This is a genomic window from Mesorhizobium shangrilense, assembly GCF_028826155.1.
In the GTDB taxonomy this organism is placed as follows: domain Bacteria; phylum Pseudomonadota; class Alphaproteobacteria; order Rhizobiales; family Rhizobiaceae; genus Arvimicrobium; species Arvimicrobium flavum.
In genome coordinates this window covers 847,351-862,425 of sequence record NZ_JAQGPN010000001.1, presented here as the reverse complement: position 1 = coordinate 862,425, position 15,075 = coordinate 847,351, and the positions used below count along the sequence as shown (strand labels likewise).

The 15,075-nt window shown below is 67.3% G+C and carries 13 protein-coding genes and 1 tRNA gene; 5 read left to right on the top strand and 9 right to left on the bottom strand.

Annotated elements, in window-relative coordinates:
- Nucleotides 1-3: 3 nt before the first annotated feature.
- Nucleotides 4-789 (bottom strand): ATP-binding cassette domain-containing protein, encoded by a 786-nt coding sequence (locus tag PD284_RS04225; RefSeq protein WP_274626977.1) that lies wholly within the window; start codon nucleotides 787-789, stop codon nucleotides 4-6.
- A 335-nt stretch (nucleotides 790-1,124) separates the two neighbouring features.
- Between PD284_RS04225 and PD284_RS04220 the strand changes: the two genes are divergently transcribed.
- The gene (locus PD284_RS04220; RefSeq protein WP_274626976.1) at nucleotides 1,125-1,331 is read left to right on the top strand and encodes a DUF1737 domain-containing protein; all 207 of its coding nucleotides are present in this window, start codon (nucleotides 1,125-1,127) and stop codon (nucleotides 1,329-1,331) included.
- Nucleotides 1,332-1,389: 58 nt separating this feature from the next.
- Here PD284_RS04220 and PD284_RS04215 read toward each other — a convergent pair whose 3' ends face one another.
- Entirely contained in the window at nucleotides 1,390-1,812 is a 423-nt protein-coding gene (locus tag PD284_RS04215) for a metallopeptidase family protein (protein ID WP_274626975.1), read from the bottom strand.
- A 175-nt stretch (nucleotides 1,813-1,987) separates the two neighbouring features.
- Here PD284_RS04215 and PD284_RS04210 point away from each other — a divergent pair, with 175 nt between their 5' ends.
- Genes PD284_RS04210 through PD284_RS04200 form a run of 3 tightly spaced genes read left to right on the top strand, consistent with a single transcriptional unit; the run spans nucleotide 1,988 to nucleotide 7,729 of the window.
- Nucleotides 1,988-2,968: an ImuA family protein gene (locus tag PD284_RS04210; RefSeq protein WP_274626974.1), complete on the top strand. Its 981-nt coding sequence runs from the start codon at nucleotides 1,988-1,990 to the stop codon at nucleotides 2,966-2,968.
- Nucleotides 2,910-4,337, top strand: a complete 1,428-nt coding sequence (locus PD284_RS04205) for a Y-family DNA polymerase (protein WP_274630536.1) — start codon at nucleotides 2,910-2,912, stop codon at nucleotides 4,335-4,337. The genes PD284_RS04210 and PD284_RS04205 overlap by 59 nt, the downstream gene beginning before the upstream one ends.
- The gene (locus tag PD284_RS04200; protein WP_274626973.1) at nucleotides 4,334-7,729 is read left to right on the top strand and encodes an error-prone DNA polymerase; all 3,396 of its coding nucleotides are present in this window, start codon (nucleotides 4,334-4,336) and stop codon (nucleotides 7,727-7,729) included. Before PD284_RS04205 ends, PD284_RS04200 begins: the two co-directional genes overlap by 4 nt.
- Nucleotides 7,730-7,891: 162 nt before the next feature.
- Here PD284_RS04200 and PD284_RS04195 read toward each other — a convergent pair whose 3' ends face one another.
- The 4 genes from PD284_RS04195 to PD284_RS04180 form a co-directional block, all read right to left on the bottom strand.
- Complete coding sequence (locus PD284_RS04195) at nucleotides 7,892-8,098, bottom strand: Trm112 family protein (protein WP_274626972.1); 207 nt, start codon at nucleotides 8,096-8,098, stop codon at nucleotides 7,892-7,894.
- Nucleotides 8,099-8,244: 146 nt separating this feature from the next.
- Complete coding sequence (locus PD284_RS04190) at nucleotides 8,245-8,913, bottom strand: LON peptidase substrate-binding domain-containing protein (RefSeq protein ID WP_274626971.1); 669 nt, start codon at nucleotides 8,911-8,913, stop codon at nucleotides 8,245-8,247.
- A 118-nt stretch (nucleotides 8,914-9,031) separates the two neighbouring features.
- A complete protein-coding gene (gene trxA / locus PD284_RS04185) occupies nucleotides 9,032-10,000 on the bottom strand; it encodes a thioredoxin (RefSeq protein WP_274626970.1) in 969 nt (322 codons plus the stop codon).
- Nucleotides 10,001-10,075: 75 nt separating this feature from the next.
- Nucleotides 10,076-10,573: a prolyl-tRNA synthetase associated domain-containing protein gene (locus tag PD284_RS04180; protein ID WP_274626969.1), complete on the bottom strand. Its 498-nt coding sequence runs from the start codon at nucleotides 10,571-10,573 to the stop codon at nucleotides 10,076-10,078.
- Nucleotides 10,574-10,803: 230 nt separating this feature from the next.
- Between PD284_RS04180 and PD284_RS04175 the strand changes: the two genes are divergently transcribed.
- Nucleotides 10,804-10,878: transfer RNA gene (locus PD284_RS04175), tRNA-Gly, on the top strand.
- A gap of 329 nt (nucleotides 10,879-11,207) precedes the next feature.
- Here the strand turns inward: PD284_RS04175 and PD284_RS04170 are convergent.
- Genes PD284_RS04170 through PD284_RS04160 form a run of 3 tightly spaced genes read right to left on the bottom strand, consistent with a single transcriptional unit; the run spans nucleotide 11,208 to nucleotide 15,068 of the window.
- Nucleotides 11,208-12,221 carry a phosphotransferase family protein gene (locus PD284_RS04170; protein WP_274626968.1) on the bottom strand — a complete coding sequence of 338 codons (1,014 nt, stop codon included), beginning with the start codon at nucleotides 12,219-12,221 and terminating at the stop codon, nucleotides 11,208-11,210.
- A gap of 7 nt (nucleotides 12,222-12,228) precedes the next feature.
- The gene (locus PD284_RS04165) at nucleotides 12,229-13,842 is read right to left on the bottom strand and encodes an AMP-binding protein (protein WP_274626967.1); all 1,614 of its coding nucleotides are present in this window, start codon (nucleotides 13,840-13,842) and stop codon (nucleotides 12,229-12,231) included.
- Between the two features lie 20 nt (nucleotides 13,843-13,862).
- Complete coding sequence (locus PD284_RS04160; protein ID WP_274626966.1) at nucleotides 13,863-15,068, bottom strand: acyl-CoA dehydrogenase family protein; 1,206 nt, start codon at nucleotides 15,066-15,068, stop codon at nucleotides 13,863-13,865.
- Nucleotides 15,069-15,075 lie beyond the last annotated feature (7 nt).

Genomic DNA, 15,075 nt, shown 5'->3' with positions numbered 1-15,075 from the left:
CGCTCACGCCTTGTGCTGCAGTTGGATCAGGAACTCGGTCAGTTCCATGACCGACATGTCCTTGGGCTCGATCTGGGCGACGATCGCGCCGCGATCCAGGATCACCAGCCGATCGGCCACTTCGTGAACATGGGCGAGATTGTGCTCGATATAGATGCAGGCGCGGCCGGATGATTTGATGCGCCGCACGAAATCGAGAACCTTGCGCACTTCGGCGACGGCCAGTGCCGCAGTCGGTTCATCGAGCACGATGAGGTCGGCGTTGTAGTGCATGGCCCGGCCGATGGCGATGCCTTGCCGTTCGCCGCCGGAGAGGTTGGCGACGGTGGATTCGACGGTGATGCCGACGCCACGAAAGCCGATGGCGTGCTTCAGGATCTGCTCTGCGATCTCCTTCTCGCGGCGGATGTCGATGAAGCCGAAGCGGTTCGTAATCTGGCGTCCGACGAAGAAGTTCCGCCATAGCGGCTGCTTCTCTGCCAGCGACTTGTCCTGGTAGACGGTCTCGATCGACAGGTCGTGCGCCATGCGCACGGAATAGTCGGAGAGGTCGATCTCCCGGTCGCGCACGAAGATGCGCCCTGCGGTGGGCGTCAGAACGCCGGTCAGCACCTTGATCAGGGTGGATTTCCCGGCGCCGTTGTCGCCGATCAGCCCGACGGTCTCGTTCCTGCCGACGAAGAAGTCGATGTCGCGGAGCGCCTGGATCGCGCCGAAGAATTTCTGAACGCCCTCGAGCCGCACGATGTGCCGGTAGTCCGCGTCTGGCGCGTGTTCGACCAAGCTCATTCTTGCCGCGTCCTCCGGCATCAAGCTATCCGTAAGGCCGATCAGACTGCTTGCACTGAGATGCGGTCATGATCGCATCTCGCCCATCAAGCTCGGAGTGGCGTGCCATACCCGAGGAGGCTTGAGCCACAATAGCATAGCCGGCGGGGCCATTGCAGATGCCAATTGGGAGCCAACCCGGCGCGCCAGCGAAAGCCCTTGCAGGCCTGGGCGCGAGGGCCGCTTCAATTGGTCCCGCCTCCGCGGCCCTTGCCCGCTGGCTCTCCGCCGCGCTTTTCGCTAGCCTTCGTTCGATCGTCTTTGCAGGCGGTCGCATCCCGCAAAGGCTCTTTCCGATGAAACTCTACCGCTTCCTGACCGGCCCGGACGACGCCACCTTCTGCCACAAGGTGACCGCGGCGCTGAACCAGGGCTGGCACCTGTTCGGCTCGCCGACCTATGGCTTCGACGCCGAGGCGAAGGCGATGCGATGCGGGCAGGCCGTGGTGAAGGACATTGAGGGCAAGGACTACGAGCCGGGGATGAAGCTCTCGGAGCAGTGACGCGCTGGGCGCACGGCCAGAGGCGAGCGCTCCCAGGGAGCGCCCAATACGGCGGATCCTATTCCGCCGCTTCCTCGATGCGCTCCATGTCCTCGTCGGAGAGGCCGAAGTGGTGGCCGATCTCGTGGATCAGCACGTGGGTGACGATGTCGCCCAGGGTCTCCTCGTTCTCGGCCCAGTAGTCGAGGATGGCGCGGCGGTAGAGGGTGACGCGGTTCGGCCCCTCGCCGGTCGCGGGGGTCCAGCGCTCGGCGATGCCGCGGCCCTCGAACAGGCCGAGCAGGTCGAACGGCGTCTCCAGCGCCAGGTCGTCCATGATCTCGTCGGTCGGGAACTCGGCCATCTGGATGACGATCTCGCCGGTGAGCTTGCGGAATTCCTCCGGCAGGTGCGCGTAGGCCTCCAGCGCCAGGAACTCCATCTCCTCGATCGAGGGCGACAGCTGGTCGTGCCAGGCGCGGGTCTGATAGATGCGGGCCATGTTTTATCCTTTTGAGCGCATATAGCCTGTCGGTGTGGCGCTTTCGAGCCCCGATGGACATGCAGCGCGAGCCGGGGTCGAAACAGGAATAAATTCTTCTCCGAGTCTGCTTGACTCTTGGCCCGGCCTCTGGAATCCATAAGAACATAACAGGAACATAGCGGAAGCGAACGTCATGGCGAACCTCGCCGCGGCGCAGGAACTCATTTGCACCCTGCGTCGTAAAATCGCGAAGATCGAGGGCGTCCTGCCGGAGCCCCTGGCTTCCCCTGCGAAGCCGGGCGAGGAAACGATCGTATTGCGCCGGCAGGGCAGGCCGGAGAAGCCGAGGGTTCTGACCGGCGCCGGCCGTTTCGACGCCGCGCTGGACGGGCTTCCGTCTGCCGGGCTGGTCGAACTGCACGGGACTGTGACCCGGGATTCGGGCGCGGTGGCCGGCTTCGGCCTGGCGCTGGCCGGCCTGGCGGCAGGGCATTGCGGCCTTCCGCTGATCTGGATCGCCACCTCGGAAATCTTCCGGGAGGCCGGGCGGCCCTATGCGCCGGGGCTCGCCGAGCGGTTCGGCATCCTGCCCGACCGCCTCCTCATCGCCGAGGCCGAGAAACTCGCCGACGTGCTGTGGATCGCAGAGGAGGCGGCGAGCCTCGGCTCGCTCGCGGCCATCCTGCTGGAGATCCGCGGCAACCCCCGCGGCCTCGATCTCACCGCGACGCGGCGGCTGCACCGCCGGGCGCTTGCCGCCGGATGCCCGCTCTTCCTGCTGCGCCAGGGGGCGAGCGCGGAGCCGACCGCCGCTCCGGTCCGGCTTTCGGTCGCTCCTGCCGCCTCCGGCCTGCGCCACACGCTTGCCGGCCCGCTGCAGGGCTCCATCGGCCCGCCTGCCTTCCGGGTCGCCATCGACAAGAGCCGAATCCCCGTCCCGAGCCCTTTCACCTTGGAATGGAACCGCGACACCCGCGCCTTCGAGGAGAGAGACCATGACCTTGCCGCAAAGAATATTGTCGCTGTGGCTGCCGCTTCTCCCGACAGAGCGGATCCTGCGCCACCGCTTCGGCCGCTCCTGGCGTTCCCGGGTGCTGCAAGACACCCCGCCCCTGGTGGTCAGCCACCGCGAGGACAACGCCCAGAGGATCGCGTCCCTCGACGCGCAGGCTAGCGCGCTCAGGCTGAAGCCCGGCATGGGCATCGCAGAGGCCCGCGCGATGCATCCCGCGATCGAGGTGGTGGAGGCCGACCCCGAGGCCGACCGCCGGCTGCTCGAGAGCCTTGCCGACTGGTGCGACCGCTACACGCCGCTGGTCGCCCTCGACGGCGCTGACGGCCTTCTCCTCGACATCACCGGTTGCGCCCATCTCTTCGGCGGCGAGCGCGCCTTGCTCGACGATCTCTTGACGCGCCTCTTCCATCAGGGCTTCGAGGCGCGCGCCGGGCTGGCGTCGACGCCGGGGGCTGCCTGGGCGGCGGCGCGGTATGCGGGCAGCCGGATCGTGGCTCCCGGCGAGGAGGCCGAGTTGATCGCGCCGCTGCCGCTCGCCTCGCTGCGGCTCGAACCGGCCGTCTGCGCCGGCCTCGAAAGCGTCGGGCTGCGCACGGCGGGCGCCGTCATGAAGACGCCGCGCGCGCCGCTCGTCCGGCGCTTCGGCAAGAGCGTGACGCTGCGGCTCGACCAGGCGACGGGCAACGTCGAGGAGGCCATCTCGCCGCGGCTGCCGGTGCCGGCCCTGTCCGTCGAGCGCCAGCTCGCCGAGCCGATCGGCCTGATGGAGGACATAGAGGCCCTGCTCTTGCTGCTCGCCGCCACGCTCAGGAGCGATCTCGAGCGGCGGGGCGAGGGTGCCCAGCGGCTGCAGCTCCTGCTCTTCCGCGTCGACGGCGCGGTCAGCCGGATCGCCGTCGGGACTTCGCGGCCGCTGCGCGATCCGTCCCTCATCGGAAGGCTGTTCCATGAGCGGCTGACGGCCCTGCAGGACGATGTGGATGCCGGTTGCGGCTTCGACCTGGTCCGGCTCTCGGCCCTGGTCGTCGCCCGGCTCGAAGCCGTGCAGACCGACCTCGCAGGCGCCGCCGTGGGAGAGGAGGACGGCGCCGCATTCTTCGCCGACCGCATCCGGGCGCGCCTGGGCAGGGAAGCACTGCTGCGATCGACGCCGGTCGAGAGCCACATCCCGGAGCGTGCGGTCGAGCTCACCTCGTTTGCCGACGCCTTCGCCAGGAGCGCGTCGCAGGCAGGGGCGTCATCCTTTCCGGAGCGCCCGATCCGACTGCTTCGCGAGCCGGATCCGATCGAGATGATCTCGGAGGCCGACCTGACCTTCCGCTGGCGGCGGAGCATCTACAGCGCGGTGCGCAGGGAGGGCCCGGAACGGATCGCGCCCGAATGGTGGAAGGACGAGGACGGCACGCCTGTCCGCGACTATTTCAGGGTCGAGGACGAGAAGGGCCATCGCTACTGGCTGTTCCGCGAGCAGCCGCAGGCGCGGGCCGGCGGTCCGGCGCGATGGTTCATGCACGGGCTGTTCGCATGACCCCCTCGACGCTTCCCCGCTATGTCGAATTCGGCGTGCAGTCGAATTTCTCCTTCCTGCGCGGCGCCTCGAAGCCGGAGGAGCTGGCCGTGGCCGCCTGCATGCTGGGCCATGCCGGGATGGGGCTTGCCGACCGCAACACGGTCGCCGGCGTCGTGCGCGCCTGGAACCAGTCGAAGCACATCAAGCTTGCCGACCAGGCCGAGCCCGTCGCGCTCCCCTATCATCCGGGCTGCCGGCTGGTCTTTTGCGACGGCACGCCGGACGTTCTGGCCTATCCGCAGGACCGGAAGGGGTGGGGGCATCTGTGCCGGCTGCTGACGCAGGCAAACCTGCGCGAGGAGAGCGAGAAGGGAGATACGCGTCTCTACCGGGAGGACCTCCTGCAATGGGGCGACAGCATCTCGCTTGCCGTGCTTGCCGGAAGCATGGGCACGACCCCCGCCGACACGGCGTTCCTGCAGGAGATCAAGGACCGCTTCGGTGGCGCCGTATGGCTGGCGGTGGCGCCGGCGTTCAACGGCCACGATGCATTCCGCCTCGAGCAGGCCGCGGCGACGGCGAGCGCCCTCGACATCCCGCTGATGGCGGTCAACGACGTCCTCTACCATTCTCCGGAGCGGCGACCCCTCCAGGACGTGCTGACGGCGATCCGCCTCAACGTGCCCGTCGCCGCCGCCGGGCTGGAGCTCGGCCGCAACGCGGAACGTCACCTGAAGGCGCCGATGGAGATGGCGCGGCTCTTCCGCGGTCATCCCGCGGCGCTGACAGAGACCATCCGGTTTGCCGAGACGCTCGCCTTCTCACTCGGCGAGCTGTCGCACAACTACCCCGACGAGCCGACGCGCGACGGCGCCACCGCCCAGCAGGAGCTGGAGCGGCTCACATGGGAGGGGTCTGCCATTCGCTGGCCGGGCGGCATCGCACAGAAGCACAGAGCCACCATCGAGAAGGAATTGGCTCTGGTCGGAAAACTCGGCTACGCCGGCTACTTCCTCACCGTCCACGACATCGTGCGGCACGCCCGCGAGGAACTGGGCGTCCTGTGCCAGGGGCGCGGGTCGGCGGCCAATTCGCTGATCTGCTACTGCCTGCGCATCACCGACATCGGGCCCGAGCGCATGGACACGCTGTTCGAGCGCTTCATCTCCGAGGAGCGCGGCGAGCCGCCGGACATCGACGTCGATTTCGAGCACGACCGGCGCGAGGAGGTCATCCAGTACATCTACGAGAAGTACAACGACCGCCACACCTCCCTGGCGGCGGCCGTCATCACCTATCGCTCGCGCTCGGCCATGCGGGAGGTGGCGAAGGCCATGGGACTGTCCGACGACACGATCGACGCGCTGGCCTCGAACACCTGGCGCTGGACGGACTCCGACCTGGGCGCGACCGAGGCGAGCGGCGCGGGGCTCGACATGGGCGAAAGCCTGACCCGGCACCTGTTCGCCAACGTCAACGGCATCCTGGGCTTCCCGCGCCACCTCTCGCAGCATGTCGGCGGCTTCGTCATCACGCGCGACCGGCTGGACGAGATCGTCCCGATCATGAAGACGGCCATGCCCGAGCGGAAGATGATCGAGTGGGACAAGGACGACCTCGACGCCGTCGGGCTCTTCAAGGTCGACATACTGGCGCTCGGCATGCTGTCCTGCCTGCGCCGCTGCCTCGACCTTCTCGAACGCAACTACCCGATCCGCGACCAGCACGGCCGGCCGCTCACCCTGGCGACCCTGCCGGCGGAGCAGGAGGACGTCTACGACATGATCTGCCGCGCCGACACGATCGGCGTCTTCCAGATCGAGAGCCGCGCGCAGATGTCGATGCTGCCGCGGCTGAGACCGCGGGAATTCTACGACCTGGTCATCGAGGTGGCGATCGTCCGCCCCGGGCCGATCCAGGGCGACATGGTCCATCCCTATCTCAGGCGGCGCGAGAAGAAGGAGCGGCCCGAATATGTGAAGCCCGAACTCGAAGCGGTCCTCCGGAGGACGCTGGGGGTTCCGCTCTTCCAGGAGCAGGCGATGAAGATCGCCATCATCGCCGCCGGCTTCCAGCCCGCGAAGGCCGACAAGCTGCGCCGCGCCATGGCCACCTTCCGGCGCGTCGGCACGATCAACACGCTGCGCGACGAATTCATCGAGGGGATGGTCCGCAACGGCTATCCGCGCGACTTCGCCGTCCGCTGCTTCAAGCAGATCGAGGGCTTCGGCGAGTACGGCTTTCCGGAAAGCCACGCCGCTTCCTTCGCCCTGCTCGTCTATGCCTCCTGCTGGTTCAAGACCTATTATCCGGACGTGTTCTGCGCGGCGATCCTCAATTCGCAGCCGATGGGCTTCTATGCGCCCGCGCAGCTCGTCCGCGACGCGCGGGATCATGGCGTCGAGATCAGGCCGGTCGACGTGAACGAGTCCTGCTGGGATTGCACGCTGGAGGGATCGGCCTTCGAGCCGGCGCGGATCTCTCCCCAGCATTCGGGCATGCGCGGCGTCATCCGCAGCCGCCATGCCGTCCGCCTCGGCCTGCGCCAGATCAAGGGGATCGGCGAGGACGACGCGAACGCCCTGGTGGACGCACGGGATGGCGGCGGCCCCTACGCCTCCGTGCGCGATGTCTGGCTCCGCTCGGGCCTGAACGTCGGCGCCATGGAGCGGCTGGCCCAGGCCGACGCGTTCCGCTCCATGGGCCTCGACCGGCGTGCTGCCCTGTGGGCGGTGCGTGCGCTCGACGGCAGAAGCGCGGCGGAGCGCCTGCCGCTGTTCGAGAACCCGACGCTTCCGCTGCGCGACAACGAGCCGGAGACGAAGCTCCCCGTCATGCCGCTCGGCGAGCACGTCATCCATGACTACCGGTCGCTCAGCCTGTCGCTGAAGGCGCATCCGGTCTCCTTCATGCGCGAGCGCCTGCGCCAGGCGAGCGTGACCCCCAATGTCGAGCTGGGATCGATCCCAAATGGCCGGCGGGTCACGGTCGCCGGCCTCGTGCTCGTGCGCCAGCGGCCGGGCTCGGCGAAGGGCGTCATCTTCATGACGCTCGAGGACGAGGTCTCGGTCGCCAACATCATCGTCTGGCAGAAGACTTTCGAGCGCTTCCGGCCGGTGGTGCTGGGCGCCCGCTTCGTGAAGGTCAGCGGCAAGCTTCAGGCTGCGTCGGGCGTCATCCACATCGTCGCCGAGCACATCGAGGACCTGACGCCCTGGCTCTCGGACCTCTCCGAGCAGGCCGCTTCGATCGAAACCTGCGCACGCGCCGACGAGGTCAAGCGCAACGGCGACGATCCGCGCATCAGGGCGCGCCGGCGTGGCGAGGGGACGCCGGGGGTCGTGCCCGACCGGGAGGAGATCGTGCGCCGAACGAGCGACGTCATGCCCAGGGGGCGCAACTTCCACTGACCGTCGTGAGGATCGGGGAACGCCGCTGCCCTCGCTCGACACGAGCGCGTCTTCCGGAGGCTCGCGGTTACCGTACTGGAAGGGATCGCTGCTCGTGCGGCGCACGAGCCACGGCCCGAAGGGCTTCCCGCGAGGCCCTCCCCGCTTCGAGCGTTGCCCCGCTTACTTCTTCTCGTCTGGATCGATCGTGCGCGCCTCGGAAGGCAGCATGATGGGGATGCCGTCCCGGACCGGATAGGCGAGCTTGGCCAGCCGCGACACCAGTTCCGACCGCTCGGGATCCCAGACCAGCGGACCCTTGGTCAGCGGGCAGGCGAGAAGCTCCAGGAACTTGGCGTCGATCTTCGGAGAGGTGTGGGACGAGTCCATCTGCAGCCGTCGGTTCCAAGGCGAGCATCCGGCCACCGGCGCTCTCGCCGCGACGCTGCTCCCGCTCGATCTTGAGCGTATCCTGCTCTAGCAGATCCCCCGTCGAAAGACATCCCTCGCCGGCTAAGCTCCCACCTTGCGCTCCATCATTGCAACGTGCCGCCGGGCATTTCAGAGTCGCGCGCCAGCGCCATTTCGGTGATCGCGATCAGCGTCTCGGCCCGTGCCTTCAGGTCGGGCGCCTCCAGCAGCGCCTGCTTCTCCGCCGGGCCATAGGGCGCCATCATCGACAGCGCATTGACCAGCGTGGCGTTCTCCGCACGGCTGACGCTTCCCCAGTCGGCCTCGAGCTGATTGGCGTCCAGATAGGCGCGGAATGCCCTCAGCAAGCCGGTGCGGTCGATGTCGCCACCGGCTTCCTCGGTGAGATCGGCCGCGAAATGCAGGATGGACGCAGTGCGATAGGGCTCCTGCATCGCGATCTCGGACCTGATCCGGAACCGGGAAACACCATGCAACGAGATAAGGTAGCGCCCGTCGCCCGTTTCGGCGAAGGAGGTGATGCGGCCAAGGCATCCGACCTCGGAGAGCTCCGGCTCGCCGTCGGCGCGCAGCGCCCCGTCAAGCCGCGGCTGGATCATGCCGATCAGCCGCCGGCCCCGCAGGCAATCGTCCACCATCTGCAGGTAGCGCGGTTCGAAGATGTTGAGCGGCATTCGCCCCCCGGGCAGCAGCAGCGCGCCTGAGAGCGGGAATACCGGAACCATGTCCGGGAGATCGCGGATCGTTCTGTAGGATGCGTTGCCAGCTTGCACGTCCACCTCCGATCTCAACAAGATGGGGCGCGTTTGCGGATGCACAAGCGTCTTCGTGAAGATCAAGGGTCTGGCCGCACCGTTTCGATAGGCGGGTGCAGCCAGACCCCGAGCGATTTCAGGAGAACAGAAGCGACGAAAGCTTGCGCCGCGCTGCCAGGGTGGCATCGTCGGCCATGCCCCATGCCTCGAAGAATTTAAGCAGTTGCGCGCGCGCGCCGTCGTCGCGCCAGGTGCGGTCCGCCTTGACGATCTCGAGCAGGTTGTCGGCGGCTGCCGTCCGCTCGCCCTTCGCGTTCTGGATCATCGCCAGGTCGAAGCGCGCGTCGTGGTCCTTCGGGTTCTCGGCGAGCCGGCGCTCGATCGCCGCAGCGTCGTCGTCGACATTCGCGGCTTCTGCCGCCAGCGAGATCTTCGAGCGGATGCCGGCCAGTGCCTGCTGGGCCTTCGCGTCGTCGGGCGCGCCGCCGAGCAGCTCCTCGGCGGCCGCGGTGTCGCCCGCGTCGAACAGGAGCTCGGCCAGGGCGGCGATCGCCTCGACATTGTCGGGCGCCTGCTCCAGCACGGCGCTGTAAATGTCGGCGGCGGTCTGCAGGTCGCCCGCCTGCTTTGCCTCGGCGGCTGCCGCAAGCGCATCGGCCAGCTGGCCGCCCGGCGCGCCCTTGCCGGCGATGCGGTCGATGAAGGCATTGATCTGCGTTTCGGGGACGGCGCCCATGAAGCCGTCCACCGGCTGCCCGTCCTTGAATGCGATGACCGCCGGAATCGACTGGATGCCCAGCTGACCGGCGATAGCCGGATGGTCGTCGATGTTCATCTTGACCAGTTTTACGCGGCCGCCGGCGGCGTTGACCGCCTTCTCGATGACCGGCGTCAGCTGCTTGCAGGGGCCGCACCAGGGCGCCCAGAAGTCGACGAGGACAGGCTGCCGCTTCGATTCCTGGATGACGTCGGCGGCAAAGCCGGCCGTTGTCGTGTCCTTGATCAGGTTGCCGGCGGCGTTTGCCGGCGCGGCGTCGCCGCCGAAGTCGAGTTTCGTGGAGTAGCCGCCGCCGGCGGTGCGATAGGGATTGTCTTCGGGGGCCATTTTGCTTCGGTTCCGCCTGCAGGGTTTCGTCACACGGCCCGAGCTCGGCCGTCGCCGCGACGCAGCATGTGGCAATCAGCTGCCAGTTTTCAAGACTTGCATCTCATGTCCGGTGGCCGCGACGAATGCCGGCACGTCGCTGCTCCGGATCGATGTGGTGGCGTCGTTGACGAGCGGATGCGCGTTGACGACGTCATGTTCGAGCAACTGCTCGTCGATGAAGAACCGGACCTTGGCGTCGGTGTCGTTGAGCAGGCCGAACAGGGTCACCGCTCCGGGCGTGACGCCAAGCAGCTCCAGCAGCGCCTCCGGCTTGCCGAAGGAGACGCGGCTCGCGGCGCCGATGACGGAGTGGATCGACTTCAGGTCGACCGCCGTCTCCTCTTCGATGGTGAGAAGGAAATAATTGTCCTTCTTATCCTTCAGGAACAGGTTCTTGGTGTGGCCGCCGGCGATCTCCCCGCGCAGCGCCTGCGAATCGGCGACCGTGAAAAGGGGCGCGTGGGAGACGGTGGTCGTCTCGATGCCGAGGCCGCGAAGATAGTCGAAGAGTTGGTCTGGGCTGGCGGGCATATTATCTTTTTTCGAGAGGCCATGTCGCGGAATTCGGGGAATTGCCGCCACGCGTAGTCCGAATTGCCGCACGCCGCAAGCCGCAAAGGCTTGCCGCCCGGGCCTTCCGCGCGGGTTGGCGGCGGCTGTTCAGCACAGAATGTCACACCTTGCACAAGGTGATTTTTCCCTGTTGCAATCGTCAACGGCTTCGGCCATATAAGCGCGGCTTGCGGCGTTGAGCCGCGCGAGCGGGTGTAGCTCAGGGGTAGAGCACAACCTTGCCAAGGTTGGGGTCGAGCGTTCGAATCGCTTCACCCGCTCCATTTAAGCATCTACGAAAGCCGCGGTCCTCCGCGGCTTTCGTTGTTTCTGGCGGCTGGAATCACGGTCGCCTGAAGCCTGTGAGGGGGCGCGGGTTACCACTTGGCGGATTCGACGCAGCGTGGGCTCGCGGTGTCGAAGGAATGTACGAGAGTACTTCCGCTTAGGAAAAAGCGATCTCAGAATGTGTCTGGTTGGGCTCTACCCACGACCCTCGGTCGGGCAGCCAAGCTGCGCGACCCCATCAGATTGCCATGTGGCTAGACGTGGCTCAATGCAACGCGTCGACCTTCCTCGGCTCCATCCTCAGGGAAAGTCCAACGGCAGCAGGTCACGGCCGGTCGCAGCGCGCGACCACATCCTCAGCCCGATCGGCAAAGCGGTCGGCCAGACCTCCAAGCTTGCCGGCATCCTCGGCTGCATTTCCTGCCATTGCGCGGTCGGCGATACCTACGAAGATGACGGCGAAGCGGAAGAGTGCGAAGGCGACGTGGAAGGGCGTCAGCGGCGGCGTGGGGATTGCGGACGCATAATATCGGGCGACGAACTCCGCCTCGTCGGGGAGCATGAGCGCCGCGCGGTCGAGGCCCAGTATGCCGCCATACTCGTCGGGTGCGGAGTGCCAGGGCATGCAGCAGAAGCCGAGATCGGCGAGCGGGTGACCGAGCGTCGAGAGCTCCCAGTCGAGGATCGCGACGACCTTCGGCTCGGTCGGGTGAAAGAGCATGTTGCCGAGTCGGAAATCGCCATGCGCGATCGCCAAGCGGCCATCGTCCACGGGCTGGTTGGCCCGCAGCCACGCGATGACGCGGTCGAGCGCCGGGATGCGCTGGCCGGGCGACTCGTCATATTGCCGCGACCAGCGGGCGATCTGCCGCTCGAAATAGTTGCCGGGACGCCCGTAGTCGGCGAGGCCGATCGCATCGGGGCGGACAGCGTGCAGCCTGGCCATGGCGTCGGCCATCGCAAGGTAGATGCCGCGGCGCTCGCCTGGCGCAACGTCACGCAGCGCACAGTCGTGGAAGACCCGGCCCTCCACCCGCTCCATCAGATAGAACGGCGTGCCGACGATCCCGTCGTCCTCGCACAGCAACACGGTCTTCGGAACCGGCACATCGGTCGCCTCTAGCGCCTTCAGCACGCGGTACTCGCGCTCCACTGCATGGGCGCCTTGCAAGATGTGGCCGGCCGGCTTCTTGCGCAGTACCATGCGCTGCGCCCCGTGATCGACGAAGAAGGTGGGATTGGACTGCCCGCCGCCGATACGCTCGATGCGGAGCTCCGCCCGGCCGAACTGTCCGGCGAGGAACGCGTCGAGGCGATCGATGTCGAATTCGGTGGTCATGGGGCCATTAGCCTTCGTTGCCGGACAGCCTGCGGGCCGCCTCACGCAACGCGAATTTCTGGATCTTGCCGGTGGCCGTCTTCGGGAGCTCCAGCGGCACGAAGCGCGACGGCACCTTGTAGCCGGCGAGCCGTTCGCGGCAGAAGGCGCGCAGATCGGCCTCGCCAGGCTCGGCGTCGCCGCGCAGCTCCACGAACGCCACCGGCGTCTCGCCCCATTTCTCGTGCGGAGCCGCCACGACCGCCGCCAGCAGCACGGCCGGATGCTGGTGCAGTACGGCTTCGATCTCCAGGCTCGAGATGTTCTCGCCGCCCGAGATGATGATGTCCTTCGACCGGTCGCGGATCTCGATATTGCCGTCCGGATGGCGCACGGCGAGGTCGCCGGTGTGGAAGACGCCGCCCCTGAACGCCTGCTCGGTCGTCTCGGCATCGCGGTAGTAGCCGGCCATCAGCGTGTTGCCCTTCAGCACGATCTCGCCCATCGTCGTCCCGTCCATAGGGACATCCTCGCCCTCTTCATCGACGACGCGCGCGCGGCCGGCGGCGACGTGGCGCACGCCCTGCTTGGCAAGCTCGGCCGCAACCACGCCGGACGACTCGGCGCGCTGCTCCTCCGAAAGTTCGCGCAGCGTGGCGGGGCCGAAAGATTCCGTCAGCCCGTAGAGATGGGTGAGGTCGAAGCCCAGCGCGTCGAGCTGCGCGATGAGCGCGCTGGTGGGCGCCGCACCGCCCGTCGCGACCATGATGCACCGGCTTGCGTCGCGGGTCGCGCGCGCCGGGTGGTTGAGCATCATGTAGAGCACCACGGGTGCGCAGGACATGTGGGTCACCCCATGGGCTTCGATCGCCGGGAAGAGCAGCGCCGGGTCGGGCCGGTCGAGGCACACATGGAGGCCGCCTGCCGCGGTGACCGCCCAGGTGTGGCACCATCCGTTGCAATGGAACATCGGCAGGGTCCAGAGATAGACCGAGCGTGACGTCAGCCCCAGCGCAAGCACGTTGCCGAGCGCGTTCAGGTAGCCGCCGCGGTGGTGATAGACGACGGCCTTCGGCCGACCTGTCGTCCCCGATGTGTAGTTGAGGCAGAGCGGTTGCCATTCGTCGTGTATCGCCGAAAGCTCGGCTTCGAAGGGTGTATCGTCGTCGCTGAGAAGGTCGAGCCGGGGCGTTCCCTCAGCGCCCTCGCCGTCAGCAAGGGCAACGCACCGCGTGCCGGTGGATCTGGCAGCCTCGGACGCGACCGCGACGCTTGCAGGATCGGCGACGACGAGCCGGCTCTCGGAATGCGAGAGGATGTAGCTCACCGTGTCGGTGTCGAGCCGCGTGTTTATCGTGTTCAGCACCGCTCCGACCATCGGCACAGCATAGTGCGCGGCAAGCATCTCGGGCCGGTTCGACGCCATGACCGAGACGACGTCCCCCTCGGCTACGCCGCAGGCACGCAGGAAGCGGGCGAACCGCCCGACCATCCGGCCGAAATCCCGGTAGCTCCACTGCCGGCCGTTCCACGCGACGGCCGGCCGCTGCGGGTACACCTCCACCGAGCGGACCAGAAACTCGACCGGTGTGAGCGGCACGTGGTTCGCCGCTCGCGGCGCAAGATGCGGCTCGACGCGCAATGTCCCCTCCCTCGCAGCTTCTACTCGGCAGTATTCCATGACCAGAAGGCGTCGCCTTCCGTATTGAGGTGGTTGTTGAGGACCATCTTGTGGACCTCGTCGGCGCCGTCGACCAGGCGGGCCTGGCGGGCGTAGCGGTAGATCCACTCGAGCACCGTGTCCTTGGAGTATCCGCGTGCGCCGTTGATCTGGATGGCGGTGTCGGCGGCCTGGTGCAGCAGGTTGGCGACATGGATCTTCGCCATCGACACCTCTTTGCGTGCGAAGGAGCCCTGGTCGATCGCCCATGCCGCCTTCATGACCAGCAGCCGGCCGATCTCGATCTTCATGGCGAGGTCCCCCAGCATCAGCTGGACGGACTCCCGGTCTGCAAGCCGCACGCCGAAGCCGGTGCGCTCGGCCGCATAGGCGCGGGCGATCTCCACGCAGCGCTTCGAGAGCCCCAGCCAGCGCATGCAGTGGGTAAGGCGGGCCGGCCCGAGCCTGATCTGCGTCGCCTTGAGGCCGTCGCCTTCCTTCATCAGCACGTTCTTGAAGGGAATCTCGAGTCCGTCGAAGGAGATCTCGCAGTGGCCGCCGTGTTCCTCCGGCCCCATGATCGGGATGCGCCGCTCGATGCGCCAACCCGGCTGGCTGCGGTCGAACAGCATCGCGGTGAGGCCCTTGCGTGGATCGTCGGAGGTCTTGGCGACCAGGATGAAGTGCTGCGCTTCCCCCGCGCCGGTGATGAACCATTTCCGGCCGGTGACAACGTATCGGTCGCCGCGCTTCTCGGCACGGGTGCGGATCATCGAGGGATCGGAGCCGCCGCCGGGCATCGGCTCGGTCATGGCGAAGGCGGAGCGCACCTTCCCGGACACGACCGGCTCCAGCCAGCGCACCTTCTGCTCGGCGGTGGCAACCGCCTCCAGCAGCATCATGTTGCCATCGTCGGGCGCCGCCGAGTTGAAGATGACAGGTCCGAAGACCGAGCGGTTCATCGCCTCGTAGCAGACGGCCATGCCAGCCTTGCCGAGTCCCTGGCCACCATTCTCGGGCTTGAGCTGCAGGCACCACAGCCCGGCGTCACGCGCCTCCGCCCTCAGGCGGGCGGCGAGATCCAGGCGGATGTTCTCGTGCTCGTCGTAGCTGGCGGGGTCCGCCTCGAGGGGCAAAATGCGCTCATCAACGAACGCCGCGATGCGGGCGCGAAAACCTTCGATGCGCGAGGAGATGGTGAAGTCCATGGTAAAG